The sequence below is a fragment of the Embleya sp. NPDC050154 genome (assembly GCF_044460165.1).
Lineage (GTDB): Bacteria > Actinomycetota > Actinomycetes > Streptomycetales > Streptomycetaceae > Embleya.
This window is the reverse complement of the sequence record NZ_JBITJP010000014.1, coordinates 1-12,163: the sequence shown is the minus strand read 5'-3', so window position 1 is coordinate 12,163 and position 12,163 is coordinate 1. Positions and strand designations below refer to the sequence as shown.

Sequence of the window (12,163 nt, the reverse complement as noted above, 5' to 3'; positions counted from 1 at the left end):
AGCGCAAGACCCGACCGACGGTGTCGTTGGACACGCGACCGAGGGCGGACGACCCGGGGTCTTCGGCCCGGGGAATGCCGCGTGCGCCCGCCATCGGGGCGCGGGCGCACGCGGTCTGTGCGGGCAGGCCGACCGGGCCGGACGGCGGATCGGGAGGGAAGGGGCTAGGCGAGCTCGACGAGCTCGTCGTGCCGGTACAGCGGGCGAAGGCCGTCGGCGAAACGCACCGAGTACCACTGGTACGGGGACAGCGGCGGCCGATGCGCGTCGGCGAACACCTCGCACACCTCACCGATGTGGCCGGTGCTCAGGCCCACCTGCACGCGTACGCGGGTGCCGACCTCGAATCCCTGCCAGCGGGTGGCCCCGCCGCGAACATGCTCCTGGGTCCTCGTCGTCGCGTCGCCCATGACGGGCACCGCCCTTCTGCCGATGGGTAGTTCACCCAGCTGTCGAGAACGCTCCCCTACCCGCTATCGGGCGCGGCGCTCGCGCTCTTGAGACGAGGACTCCGTTCGCGCGCGGACTTCACCCGGAAGGAGCGCCCGAGTGGCGCGGTGGAGCCGGCAGGCTTCCGATGTGGACGTCTTGTTGTGGATCACCGCCGTGTCCGGCCTCGCCTGGCTCTACCTGACGCTGTGCCACGGCTGGTTCTGGCGCACCGACGTGCGCCTTGGCGGGGCCGTGGCGCCGGTGGCCGAGACCGCGTCGGTGGCGGTGATCGTGCCCGCGCGCGACGAGGCGGCGGTGCTCGGCGACAGCCTGCCCACGCTGCTCGCGCAGGACTTTCCCGGCCGGGTCGAGGTGCTCCTGGTCGACGACGGCAGCACGGACGGGACCGGCGAGCTGGCCCGGCGACTGGGCGCGGCGGCCCGGGTGCCACTCACCGTGACCTCGCCCGGCGAGCCGCCGGCGGGCTGGACCGGCAAGGTGTGGGCGCTGCGGCACGGCGTCGAGTCGGTCGGCGACGTGGACTGGATCCTGTTCACCGACGCGGACATCGCGCACGCGCCCGGTTCGCTCGCCCGCCTGGTCGGCGAGGCCGAACACGAGCGCCTGGACCTGCTCTCGGTGATGGCCCGGCTGCGCACGCACACCCGGTGGGAGAAGCTGATCGTGCCCGCCTTCGTGTACTTCTTCGGCAAGCTCTTCCCGTTCCGCCGGGTGAACCGGCCCGGCTCGCGGGTCGCGGCGGCCGCGGGCGGCTGCGTGTTGGTCCGGCGTACCGCGCTGGAGCGGGCCGGCGGCGTGGCGGCGATCCGGGACGCGGTGATCGACGACGTGTCGCTGGGCACCGCGGTCAAGCGCTCGGGCGGGCGGATCCGGCTGGTGCTGGCCGACCCGGTGCGGCACGTGGACAGCGTGCGGCCCTACCCGGCGTTGGCGGACCTGTGGAACATGGTCGCGCGCAGCGCCTTCGCGCAGTTGCGGCACTCCTGGCTGCTGCTCGCGGGCACCGTGGTGGGGCTGGCGCTGATCTACCTGGCCGCGCCGGTCGCGCTGTTCGCCGCGATCGTCGGCGGCGACGCCGCGCTCGCGCTGCTCGCGCTCGCGGTGTGGGCCCTGATGACCGGGACCTACGTGCCGATGGTGCGCTACTACGGGCGGCCCGCCGCGGAGGCGGTGTTGTTGCCCTTCGCGGCCACGCTGTACCTGGGCATGACCGTGCACTCGGCGGTTCGGCACGCGCGCGGGCGGGGTGCGGCGTGGAAGGGTCGCACGTACCCGGCGCCGGCCGAATAGGCTCCGTTCGTGCCCAGCCCAGACTCCACCGCCCGTCCCTATCGCGACGGCGTCCCCGAACACGGCCGCGTCCCCAAGTCGTACATGGTGAAGATGAGCCTGCTCCAACTCATGGACGAGTTGGGCGAAGACGCGCTGCTGCCCTCCGAACGCGAACTCGCCGCGACCTACGGGGTCGCCCGCAGCACCCTGCGATCGGCGATCGGCGAGTTGGTGATGGAGGGCCGACTGCGCTCCGCCCGAGGACGGGGCACCTACGTCGCGCCGCCCAAGCTCATGCAGCCGGTCAGCCTCGGCAGCTACACCGAGGCGGTGCGCTCGATGGGGCTGACCCCCAGCCGCCGGGTGGTCACCCTCGAACACCACGTCGCGCAGCCCGATCTGGCCGAGCGGTTGCGGATCCGCACCGGTGACCTGACCGTGCACCTGGAGCGGGTGCTGCTCGCCGACGACGAGCCGATCGGCCTGGAGAGCACGTACCTGCCGCTGGACCGCTTTCCCACCATCCTGGACGTGCTGCGCCCGGAGGGGTCGCTGTACCTGTGCCTGCAGAAGGACCTGGGAGTGGTCTTCGCGGAGATAGACGAGACCGTGGAGACCGTCTTGGCCGCGCCGCGCGAGGCGCTGCTCCTGGAGACCAACCCGGCGCTGCCGATGCTGCTGGTCATGCGCACGTCCTACGACCCGGACGGCGTGCCCATCGAGCGGGTCCGGGCGCTGTTCCGGGGTGACCGGATGGGCTTCGCCACGCGTCTGCGCGCGTAGGCCCCGACAGGGTTTGATCACGAAAGGATAACAGGTTCGGACCTTAACGGACTGTTCATCCGGACGACATACCGCCTCCGCATGCTCGGCATCGACCACTCCCAAGCTGGTCGCAATCGCCCCCGAGAACGTGGAGGAAGCCGGTGCGAGTCATCGTCGTCGGAGGTGGCGTGCTGGGCACCATGCATGCCTGGCAGGCCATCGATCGAGGTCACGAGGTCGTGCACATCGAGCGCGAGCGCGAGGCGCGCGGTGCTTCGGTGCGCAACTTCGGCCTGGTGTGGATCGGTGGCCGGGCCGTCGGCGACGAACTGGCCACCGCGCTGCGGGCCCGCGAACTGTGGGAGCGGATCGGCGCCGACGTGCCCGGTACCGGCTTTCGCCCCAACGGTTCGCTCACCGTGTGCCGAGGCGCCGAGGAGGTCGCGGTGGCCGAGGCGGCCCTCGCGCTGCCCGACGCCACCGAGCGCGGCCTGAAGCTGCTCACCCCGGGCGAGGCCCGCGAGCACAACCCGGCGCTGCGCGGCGGCTTCGACGCCGCCCTGTGGTGCGAGCGCGACGGCGCGGTCGAGTCCCGGGTCGCACTGCCCGCGCTGCGCGCCCACCTGGCGGCCGGCGGCCGGTACACCTGGCTGCCCGGACGCGAGGTGCGCGACCTGCTGCCGAGCGGCACCGGCGTACGCGACGACCACGGCCACACCCACGAAGGCGACCTGGTGGTGCTGTGCACCGGCGCCTGGCTGACCGGCCTGGTCCGCGAGCTCGCCCCCGAGCTGCCGGTGCGCCGGGTGCGCCTACAGATGATGCAGACCGACCCGCTCGACGAGCCGCTGACCACCTCGGTCGCCGACGGCGACAGCTTCCGCTACTACCCCGCCTACGCCGGCACCGCGCTCGACGCGCTCCGCGCGGCCCACCCCCAGGCGCCGGTGCCCGCCGAGCACCGCATGCAACTGCTGATGGTCCAGCGCCTCGACGGCGGCCTGACCATCGGCGACACGCACGAGTACGACGAGCCGTTCACGTTCGACGTGGACTCCGCGCCCTACGAGCACCTGGTCGAGGTCGCCGAGAGCCTGCTCGGCCGGCCGTTGCCGGCCGTGCGCCGCCGCTGGGCCGGGGTGTACGCGCAGACCACCGACACCACCCGGGTCGTGCACCGCGAGCAGGTCGCCCCCGCGACCTGGTTGGTGACCGGCCCCGGCGGGCGCGGGATGACCTGCTCGCCCGCCATCGCCGAACGCACCGCGAACCTGGCCGGCCTCTAGGCCCGGCTGCGCCCCGCCCACCCCCGAAACTCCCGCCCGTTGCCGAAAGCCCAACCGGAGCACCACTCATGACGCACTATCAGCTCGCCGTCCTGGACATGGCCGGCACCACCGTCGCCGACGACGGCCTCGTCGTCGAGGCGTTCACCCGGGCGATCGGCGCGGCCGGCGTCGAGGTCGGCTCCGCCGACTTCGAGCACAAGCTCGGCTACGTCCACGCCACCATGGGCGAAAGCAAGATCACCGTCTTCCGGGCCCTGCTCGACGGCGACGAGGAGCGTGCGCAAGCCGCCAACCTCGCCTTCGAGGCGGCCTACGCCGACCTGGTCGCGGCGGGCCGGTGCGCGCCGATCGAGGGCGCCGAGGCGGCCGTCCGCGCGCTGCGCGCCGACGGGGTCAAGGTCGCACTCACCACCGGCTTCGGCCGACCCACCCAGGACGCGATCCTGGCCTCGCTCGGCTGGACCGACCTGGCCGACCTGACCCTGTGCCCGGCCGACGCCGGGCGCGGACGGCCCTACCCCGACCTGGTGCTCACCGCCGTACTGCGCCTGGGCGTCGAGGACCTGCGGGAGGTCGCCGTGGTCGGCGACACCGCGTTCGACGTGCTCACCGGGCTGCGCTCCGGTGCCTCCATCGCCGCCGGTGTGCTCACCGGCGCGCACGACCGCGCCGCCCTCGAAGCGGCCGGCGCCACCCACGTACTCGGCTCCATCCGCGACCTCCCCGCCCTGCTCCAGGGCTGATTCGTCTTTTCGAAAGGGCGATTTTCCATGCGACGCATCCTCGGCCTCACCGCCGCCGCCACCGTGGTCGTGCTCAGCGCGAGCGCCTGCGGCGGGACCGGCGGGAGCGGCTCGGACGACACCAAGCCCGCCGCGAACGCCGCCTCCGGCGGCGCGCCCGCCAAGGGCTCCGGCAGCGTGACGGTCTACTCCGTGGACGGGCTCGCCGACTGGTACACCAAGCGCTTCGCGGACTTCGAGAAGAAGACCGGGATCAAGGTCAACCTGGTGGAGTCCGGCTCCGGCGAGGTGGTCACCCGCATGGAGAAGGAGAAGGGCAACCCGCAGGCCGACGTGGCGATCACGCTGCCGCCGTTCATCCAGCGCGCGGCCCAGGCGAACCTGCTCACCGCGTACGCGCCCGCCGGCGCCGACAAGGTGCCGGCCGGCTCCAAGGACGCGCAGGGCCGCTATGTGGCCGTGGTCAACAACTACGCGTCCTGGATCTACAACCCCGACCAGGCCAAGCCCGCGCCGACCAAGTTCCAGGAGCTGACCGAGGGCCGGTTCAAGTCCAAGCTCCAGTACTCGACGCCGGGCCAGGCCGGTGACGGCACCGCCGTGCTGATCCAGCTCCAGCACCTGTACGGCAAGCAGGGCGCGCTCGACTACCTCAAGCGGCTCGAGTCGAACAACGTCGGCCCGTCCTCCTCCACCGGCAAGCTCCAGCCCAAGGTCGGCAAGGGCGAGCTCAGCGTGGCCAACGGCGACCTCCAGATGAACCTGGCGTCGATCCACAACGACAAGTCCAACTTCAAGGTCTGGTTCCCGGCGGACGACGCGGGCAAGGCCTCGACCTTCGCGTTGCCGTACTTCATGGGCCTGTCCTCCGGCGCCCCGCACGCCGACGCCGGCCGCAAGCTGATGGACTACCTGCTCTCCCCGGAGGCGCAGACCTCGGTCTCCGCCGACGCGCTGGGCCTGCCCGCGCGCGAGGACGTCAAGCCGACCGACGCCAACGCCGCCGAGATCGCCAAGGCCTTGGAGGGCGTGGAGATCTGGACGCCGGAATGGGACACGGTGCTCAAGGAACTGGACGCGGACCTGGCCGCGTACAACAAGGCCGTCGGTCGCTGACCCGAACCACCGACACCCCGAGAGAACCGCGGAGAGGGAGGGAACCCGCATGACCGCACCAGCCATCGAGCGCACCGAGGCGACCACCGTGAGCGCAGCGCCGACCCGACCGGCGATCGGCATCCAGGACCTGACGGTCCGATACGGATCCGTCGTGGCCCTGGAGGGACTGAGCCTGGAGGTCGCCCCGGGCGAGACGGTCGCCCTGCTCGGGCCGTCCGGCTCGGGCAAGTCCACGGCGCTCAAGGCGGTCGCGGGTTTCCTCCGACCCGCCTCCGGGCGGATCACCCTGGCGGGCCGCGACGTCACGTACGAACCGCCGAACAAGCGCGGGATCGGCGTCGTCGTGCAGAACTACGCGCTGTTCCCGCACATGCGGGTCGCGGACAACGTCGCGTTCGGGCTCAAGGCCCGCCGGGTGCCGCGTGCCGAGGTGGCCCGCCGGGTCACCGAGGCGTTGGACATGGTGGGCATGGCGAGCTACGCCCGGCGCTACCCCCGCGAGTTGTCCGGCGGGCAGCAGCAACGGGTGGCGATCGCGCGGGCATTGGCGATTCGCCCGCCCGTACTGCTGCTCGACGAACCGCTGTCCGCGCTGGACGCGACGCTGCGCGCCGACCTGCTCGGCGAGTTGCAGCGGCTGCGCGCCGACCTGCCGGACGTGGCGATCATGTATGTCACCCACGACCAGACCGAGGCGCTCGCCCTCGCGGACCGGATCGCGGTGATGCGGGACGCGCGGCTGGTCGACCTGGACGCCACGGACCGGCTGTACCGGCGCCCGCCCAGCGAGTTCACCGCGTCCTTCCTGGGCGCGGCCAACCTGCTCGGCGCACGGGTGCTCGCGGCGTGCGCGGCCGGGGAAGACGCGGTCGAGGTCGCGGTGGGCGGGCTGACCGTCACCGCCGACCCGACCCGCGCGTTCGCCGAGGGCGAGCGGGCGATGCTGGTGGCGCGCCCGCACACCCTCGGGGTGACCGCGGTCGACCAGCCGCACACGCTGCCCGCGCGGCTCACCGCGACCCAGTGGCGCGGCGCCGACTACCGGTTGACCTGCGTGCTCGACGGCGACGGCGACGGCACGACGGGTCGGGAGATCCGGATCGACGTCACCGACCTGGCCGAGGTCCCGGCCCTCGGCGAGCGTTTGGGCGTGGCGCTGCCCGCCGCACCGTGCGTCCTGGTCCCGGTGGGAGCGGCCGGATGACCGCGACCGTGACCGAACCGCCGATCGCGGCCGAGCCCACCCCGGCTCCGATGCGCACGAGCAAGGCCCGCGGCGGCGCGTCCCGCGCGCTGTGGGTACTCCCACCGCTCGTGCTCGCCGCCGGATTCTTCCTCTATCCGCTCGCGCTCGTGGTCAAGCAGTCCTTCGTCGACAAGGACGAGCGGGTCGGCCTGGACGTGTGGCGCCAGGTACTGAACTCGCCCTCGTTCGGCGACGCGTTGTGGAACACCGTCAAGATCGCCGTACTGTCCACGCTCGGCTGTCTGGTGGTCGGCTTCTTCCTGGCCCTGGTGTTGTCGTTCGTGCCCTTCCCCGGCGCCCGCGCGGTCGGACGGATCGTGGACACGGTGCTCGCCTTCCCGTCCTTCCTGATCGCGCTCGCCTTCACCTTCCTGTACGGCACGGCGGGCGTGGTGAACGCGGCGGCGGACAAGCTCGGCCTGGGCGAACCGCTGGTCGGCTTCCTGTACTCGCCGTGGTGCGTGGTGCTGGCCGAGATCACCTTCTACACCCCGTTCGTGATGCGCCCGCTGCTCGCCGCCTTCGCGCTGGTGCCCCGGGACCGGCTCGACGTCGCGGCCTCGCTCGGCGCGGGACCGCTGCGGGTGATTCGCCAGGTGCTGCTGCCCGAGGCATGGCCCGCGCTCGCGGCCGGCGGCAGCCTGACCCTGCTGCTCACCCTCAACGAGTTCGGGATCGTGCTGTTCATCGGCGCCAAGGACGTCACCACGCTGCCGATGCTCGTGCACGCCAAGGGCGCGGTCACCTTCGACTACCCGGGCGCGTGCGTGGTCGCGGTGGTCGAGGTCGCGCTGTCGCTCACGCTCTACGCGGTCTACCGATTCGTCTTCTCCCGGACAGGAGCCGGCCGTGCTGGTCTGGTCGCGTAGCGGACGAGCCCTCGTCTGGGCCCTCTTCGCGCTCGTCTTCGCCCCTCTCGTGCTCGCCCCGCTGGCGATCCTGGGCATCGCCGCGTTCGCCGGCGACTGGAACAGCGTGCTGCCCGCGTCCTGGACGAGCGAGAACATCCGCGAGGCCACCGCGGGCACCAACTACGACAGCCTCGTGGTCAGCATCGAGACCGCGCTGGGCGCGTCGCTGATCGCGATCGTGGTCGGCACGTGGGCGGCGATCGCCGCCCGGACCGCGCCGCGCTGGATCCGCCGGCTCACCGACGCGGTGTTCCACCTACCGGTCGCGGTGCCGTCGGTGGTGGTCGGTCTGGGCATGCTGGTGGCCTTCAGCGACGGCCCGATCCTGCTCAACGGCACCAAGTGGATCGTCATCGCCGCGCACGCGGTGCTGGTGGTGACGTTCGCGTACTCCACGGTGTCGGCCGGGCTCGACCGTACCGACGCGGCCTTCGCGGACGTGGCCGCCTCGCTCGGCGCGAGCGCGGCCCGAGTGCTGCTGCGGGTGCGGCTGCCGATGTTGCTGCCGTCGATCACGGCGGCGGCGAGCCTGGCGATCGCGCTGTCGATGGGCGAGGTCGGCGCGACGATCATGGTCTACCCGGCCGAATGGCGGACCCTGCCGGTCTCGGTGTTCACCCTGACCGACCGGGGCAAGGTGCTGCTCGGGTCTGCGGTCACGGTGGTCCTGCTGGTCGCGACCCTGGTGGTGCTGCTGCTCGTCGGCCTGCTCAAGGGCCGGGTGGAGGAGCGCAAGCGACGGCGATAGCGGTTCGCCCGAGTTCCTTGCCGCCGGGTCGGTGCGCGCGGGGTCGCCTTGCGTCCGTTCGGTGCGCGCCGGTTCGGTGCGCGCCGGTTCAGTTCCGGCCGAAGGTACGCGCGGGCGGGGCCGGCGACGCGACCGCCGTGGCGTCGTGCACCACCGCGGCCCCACCGGGGAAGTCGGCCAGCGCCGAGCCGTGCTCGATCCGCCCCGGGAACGGGTCGGCGGCGGTCCGCCGGGCCAACTCGGCGATCGGCAGCTCGCCGTGCGAGGCCACCAGCACGACGTTGCCGAACCGCCGACCCCGCAATACCGCGGGGTCGGCGATCAGCAGCTGGTTCGGGAACACCGAGCGCACCGTCGCAACCTGGGATCGCACGAAGTCGAGTCGCCCGCCGTCGGCCAAATTCACCGCGTACACCCCGCCGGGGGCCAGTGTCCGGGCCACCTCGCCGACGAACTCGGCCGAGGTCAGATGCGCGGGCACCCGGGAATCGGCGAACACGTCGACCACGGCCAGGTCGAACGCGGCGTCGGGTGCCTTGCCCGCCACCTCGCGGGCATCACCGGTACGCACCCGGATCTGCCAGTTCTTCTCCCACGGCAGCTCGCGGCGGACGAACTCGACCAAATCCCCGTCCAGTTCCGCCACCTGCTGGCGCGACCGCGGCCGGGTGGCCGCGACGTAGCGGGCCAGCGTGAGCCCGCCGCCGCCGAGGTGGAAAGCCCGCAGCGGCTTGCCGGTGTCCGCCATCAGGTCGACCACATGGCCGAGCCGACGCACGTACTCGAACTCCAGCCAGGTCGGATCACCCAGATCCACGTGCGACTGCGGTGATCCGTGCAGGCGCAGCGTCCAGGCCCGGGCCCGATCCGGATCGGGCTCCAGTTCGGCGCTGCCGGAACCCACCTCGGCACGGACCGGCTCGGGAGCACGACCGCGTCGGCGCTGCTTGTCTGCCATCCGACCAGTATCGAGGCGGTGGCCGACCCAGGCGGCCCGCCCCGATCCCGGACTCGGATCGGGGCGGGCCGCCTCGGTCGCGATTCGCCGGTCGGCTCAGCGGCCGGTCCTGACGAACCGCTCGAGGCGGTCGTCCGCGCCGCCCCGGAGGGTGCGGTCACCGGTCGCGGCGGAGACGGTGATGTTCCCCTTGTTCAACTCGGTCCAGTCGGCGTGCCGCTTGGTCTCCGGGCGGCAGAAGGTACCGGGCACCGCGCAGTCGCCCTGGCCGATCGCGAAGGTGTCGCCGTCGGCCTTGGCCGTGTACTGGATCGCCACCACGGTCTCGGTACCGATCTCGGTCCACACCGGCCGGCCCGGCTTCCGGCCGGGCACCGCGTTCGGGTAGTTGATGCTGACGACGTACTCGTCCGACAGCGCCTTGCGGTCCTTGAGCTGCGCCACGTACGAGGGCAGGAAGTCGGCGAAGGCGCGGTAGGTCTCCGGGGTCACCTTGAAGGAGGCCATGTCGAAGCCGCCGCTGAGCGCGATGGCCGGCTTGCCGTTGTCGATCGCGGCGATGGCGGCGCCCAGCGTGCCCGAGTCGTTGGTGACCGAGGCGACGTTCGGCCCGGAGTTGATGCCGGTGAGCACCAGGTCGGGGCCGGTGCGCCAGCCGACCTTGGCGGCGAGCCCGCCACGCAGGGCGAGCCGTACGGTGTCCACGGGGGTGGCGCTGGGGGTGGTCGGGCCGCACGGGGCGTCGCCCTTGCACACGCCGAAGACGACTCCCTTGCTCGGCGCCCCGGCGCAGTCGCCCTCGAAACCGGCCGGCAGCGTGGTGCGCCGGGACACGGTGAGCGCACCACCGCCGGTGGCCGCGGTGCCGTAGCCGCTCATGAACTGCCAGGGCGCCATCACCACGACGTCCGCCCCGGCGGCGCACAGCGCCCGGCGCACCTCGTAGACGCCTCGGCCGTCGGCGCCGTCGGGCTTGGCGTTCTGCATCGAGTCGTCGTTGCTCAGGAGGATCCGCATCCCGGCCACCGACGAATGATTGTCACCGTGTCCGGGGGCCGCGTCGGCACTCCCGGTCAGGGCCAGGAGCAGGGCCCCGGCGCCGATGGCCGCGGGCAGGGCGGCGAAACGCTTCCGCTGAAGCTTCATGGGTTCCTCGACTCGACTTCGTATCGAATGCGGAGAAATCGACAGTCGAGCGTTCACGACTCGAACACTCGCCACCGATCCGGGTTGCGAGTGAACGTAGAAGCTAAACCTAGTAAGTGAAAGGTTTGAGACCTAAGCGTTACCAATGAGCCTGAGTCGGGGACTCTCCGCGGGCGGCAGGGCACGCCACGAGCAACTCTCGGCGGCGAAGAAGCACTGGGACCGACCGACGACGTCGCCGGCGTCGACCGGCTCGTACGCGCCGGGGCCGTCCACCGGATCGAAGTCCAGATAGAAGAGGTCCCCGTACGTCTCATCGGTGAATCGGGACAGCACCGGGTCGAAATAGAGCATTCCGGAGAAGCCCTTGCCGTGTTCGACCCGGTAGTCGCGAAGTCCCGTAAGGGTGAATTCGACGGGAATCCACGGCCAGCCGTGCTCCCGATCACGGGCATCCACCAGGACACGTGCCGTGGCCCCACCCGGACTGAACGGGTCGTCGATGTGGACCCGGGTGACACACCCGTTCCCGAAATCGAACAAGCCCAGGAGATCGCCCAGGCTGTCCGGGGTGAGCAGGGACATGGGGCCCTCCGGTCGGCGGCGCTGCGGTTCGGTCCTCGTACCAATCATCGCGACTGGTGCGCCGCCACCGTACGGAAGTATCGAGCGGACCGCGTTCGCGGTCAGACCCGGCTGACCAAACGCGAGATCAGCGCGCCGGCGGCGAGGTAGACCACCGCGGCCAGTCCGTAGTTCACCGCGACCCGGGCCTTGACGTTGTCGGGCGTGAAGAGGTCCTTGGCCCAGCGGGCCAGCCAGTCGGCCCAGTCGGCGATGGTCTCCACCGCGCCGTTGGTGGGGTTGGCTTCGAAGACGAACAGAATGATGTGCAGAACGAGGATGACGGCGATCACCGCGGCCACGACACTGACGACAGTCGCGATCGGGTTCACTCGCCGTGCAGTAGAGGTCACCATGCGGGGAGTCTGCTCGGGTTCGAACACCTGAAACGGAGGCCACGCGCGCCGGTTTGCAGTCGGCTCCGACCCCCGGTAGGGTCCTCCAAGTTGCCCGACAGGGAGACCTGAGACAGACGCGAGCCTAGGCGCTCGTGCTGGCTGGTCCCGGGGTGGCCATCCCGATCATTCGAACCAGGTGTGGTGCGCGTGCGCGTCACACCGTCGTTCTGTGCTCGGGTGTCCCGAAGAACGCCGGAACGTAAATTGCTGCCGATTCGACGGTGCGAAATGCGATCCGCTAATGTTCGGGACGTCGCGGAAAGCAGCGGAGAGAACAAATTTCCGAAGCCGAAGCGATGGGCGAAGCAGGCCGGAAGGGCTGCTAAGCTCGAAGAGCCGGAAGCCGGGGAAACGAAAGTTTCGAAGGCCGAAAGCAACGGACGAAAAGCGGGTCGCAAGATCTGCTAGAGTCCGGGAGGCGGAAAACGCGGAAACGCGGTGGAAGCCGAAAGCGAGGAAAGCGAAGCCGCCGAAACGGTGTGCTAAGCTGG

The 12,163-nt window shown here is 71.4% G+C and carries 13 protein-coding genes; 8 read left to right on the top strand and 5 right to left on the bottom strand.

Features of this window, described 5'->3' with window-relative positions; translation table 11 throughout:
- Positions 1 to 164: 164 nt before the first annotated feature.
- On the bottom strand, positions 165 to 410 hold the full coding sequence (locus ACIBSV_RS27325; RefSeq protein WP_395867484.1) for a hypothetical protein: 246 nt from the start codon (positions 408 to 410) through the stop codon (positions 165 to 167).
- Positions 411 to 579: 169 nt separating this feature from the next.
- Here ACIBSV_RS27325 and ACIBSV_RS27320 point away from each other — a divergent pair, with 169 nt between their 5' ends.
- The 8 genes from ACIBSV_RS27320 (at position 580) to ACIBSV_RS27285 (ending at position 8,546) form a co-directional block, all read left to right on the top strand.
- Entirely contained in the window at positions 580 to 1,743 is a 1,164-nt protein-coding gene (locus ACIBSV_RS27320) for a glycosyltransferase (protein WP_395867482.1), read from the top strand.
- Between the two features lie 84 nt (positions 1,744 to 1,827).
- Positions 1,828 to 2,508 carry a GntR family transcriptional regulator gene (locus tag ACIBSV_RS27315; RefSeq protein ID WP_395867956.1) on the top strand — a complete coding sequence of 227 codons (681 nt, stop codon included), beginning with the start codon at positions 1,828 to 1,830 and terminating at the stop codon, positions 2,506 to 2,508.
- A gap of 143 nt (positions 2,509 to 2,651) precedes the next feature.
- A complete protein-coding gene (locus tag ACIBSV_RS27310) occupies positions 2,652 to 3,776 on the top strand; it encodes a TIGR03364 family FAD-dependent oxidoreductase (RefSeq protein ID WP_395867480.1) in 1,125 nt (374 codons plus the stop codon).
- 68 nt (positions 3,777 to 3,844) lie between these two features.
- The gene (locus tag ACIBSV_RS27305; RefSeq protein WP_395867479.1) at positions 3,845 to 4,522 is read left to right on the top strand and encodes a phosphonatase-like hydrolase; all 678 of its coding nucleotides are present in this window, start codon (positions 3,845 to 3,847) and stop codon (positions 4,520 to 4,522) included.
- Between the two features lie 27 nt (positions 4,523 to 4,549).
- The gene (locus ACIBSV_RS27300) at positions 4,550 to 5,638 is read left to right on the top strand and encodes a 2-aminoethylphosphonate ABC transporter substrate-binding protein (RefSeq protein WP_395867478.1); all 1,089 of its coding nucleotides are present in this window, start codon (positions 4,550 to 4,552) and stop codon (positions 5,636 to 5,638) included.
- Positions 5,639 to 5,687: 49 nt separating this feature from the next.
- Positions 5,688 to 6,845: an ABC transporter ATP-binding protein gene (locus tag ACIBSV_RS27295; protein WP_395867477.1), complete on the top strand. Its 1,158-nt coding sequence runs from the start codon at positions 5,688 to 5,690 to the stop codon at positions 6,843 to 6,845.
- Positions 6,842 to 7,756 carry a 2-aminoethylphosphonate ABC transporter permease subunit gene (locus ACIBSV_RS27290; RefSeq protein WP_395867475.1) on the top strand — a complete coding sequence of 305 codons (915 nt, stop codon included), beginning with the start codon at positions 6,842 to 6,844 and terminating at the stop codon, positions 7,754 to 7,756. Before ACIBSV_RS27295 ends, ACIBSV_RS27290 begins: the two co-directional genes overlap by 4 nt.
- On the top strand, positions 7,737 to 8,546 hold the full coding sequence (locus ACIBSV_RS27285; RefSeq protein ID WP_395867473.1) for an ABC transporter permease: 810 nt from the start codon (positions 7,737 to 7,739) through the stop codon (positions 8,544 to 8,546). The genes ACIBSV_RS27290 and ACIBSV_RS27285 overlap by 20 nt, the downstream gene beginning before the upstream one ends.
- An 88-nt stretch (positions 8,547 to 8,634) precedes the next feature.
- Here ACIBSV_RS27285 and ACIBSV_RS27280 read toward each other — a convergent pair whose 3' ends face one another.
- The 4 genes from ACIBSV_RS27280 to ACIBSV_RS27265 all read right to left on the bottom strand — a co-directional run bounded on the left by ACIBSV_RS27280 (position 8,635) and on the right by ACIBSV_RS27265 (position 11,630).
- Positions 8,635 to 9,504: a spermidine synthase gene (locus ACIBSV_RS27280; protein WP_395867471.1), complete on the bottom strand. Its 870-nt coding sequence runs from the start codon at positions 9,502 to 9,504 to the stop codon at positions 8,635 to 8,637.
- Positions 9,505 to 9,600: 96 nt separating this feature from the next.
- The gene (locus tag ACIBSV_RS27275; protein WP_395867469.1) at positions 9,601 to 10,650 is read right to left on the bottom strand and encodes a 5'/3'-nucleotidase SurE; all 1,050 of its coding nucleotides are present in this window, start codon (positions 10,648 to 10,650) and stop codon (positions 9,601 to 9,603) included.
- Between the two features lie 132 nt (positions 10,651 to 10,782).
- Positions 10,783 to 11,235: a hypothetical protein gene (locus tag ACIBSV_RS27270; RefSeq protein WP_395867467.1), complete on the bottom strand. Its 453-nt coding sequence runs from the start codon at positions 11,233 to 11,235 to the stop codon at positions 10,783 to 10,785.
- Positions 11,236 to 11,336: 101 nt separating this feature from the next.
- Positions 11,337 to 11,630, bottom strand: a complete 294-nt coding sequence (locus tag ACIBSV_RS27265) for a hypothetical protein (RefSeq protein ID WP_395867465.1) — start codon at positions 11,628 to 11,630, stop codon at positions 11,337 to 11,339.
- Positions 11,631 to 12,163: the final 533 nt, after the last annotated feature.

What these genes read in the sequence shown, in the direction of transcription:
- ACIBSV_RS27290 (WP_395867475.1), top strand. Translation starts at nt 6,842, where the DNA reads ATGACCGCGACCGTGACCGAACCGCCGATCGCGGCCGAGCCCACCCCG.
- ACIBSV_RS27295 (WP_395867477.1), top strand. Translation starts at nt 5,688, where the DNA reads ATGACCGCACCAGCCATCGAGCGCACCGAGGCGACCACCGTGAGCGCA.
- ACIBSV_RS27300 (WP_395867478.1), top strand. Translation starts at nt 4,550, where the DNA reads ATGCGACGCATCCTCGGCCTCACCGCCGCCGCCACCGTGGTCGTGCTC.
- ACIBSV_RS27325 (WP_395867484.1), bottom strand. Translation starts at nt 410, where the DNA reads ATGGGCGACGCGACGACGAGGACCCAGGAGCATGTTCGCGGCGGGGCC.
- ACIBSV_RS27305 (WP_395867479.1), top strand. Translation starts at nt 3,845, where the DNA reads ATGACGCACTATCAGCTCGCCGTCCTGGACATGGCCGGCACCACCGTC.
- ACIBSV_RS27275 (WP_395867469.1), bottom strand. Translation starts at nt 10,650, where the DNA reads ATGAAGCTTCAGCGGAAGCGTTTCGCCGCCCTGCCCGCGGCCATCGGC.
- ACIBSV_RS27270 (WP_395867467.1), bottom strand. Translation starts at nt 11,235, where the DNA reads ATGTCCCTGCTCACCCCGGACAGCCTGGGCGATCTCCTGGGCTTGTTC.
- ACIBSV_RS27315 (WP_395867956.1), top strand. Translation starts at nt 1,828, where the DNA reads ATGGTGAAGATGAGCCTGCTCCAACTCATGGACGAGTTGGGCGAAGAC.
- ACIBSV_RS27265 (WP_395867465.1), bottom strand. Translation starts at nt 11,630, where the DNA reads ATGGTGACCTCTACTGCACGGCGAGTGAACCCGATCGCGACTGTCGTC.
- ACIBSV_RS27280 (WP_395867471.1), bottom strand. Translation starts at nt 9,504, where the DNA reads ATGGCAGACAAGCAGCGCCGACGCGGTCGTGCTCCCGAGCCGGTCCGT.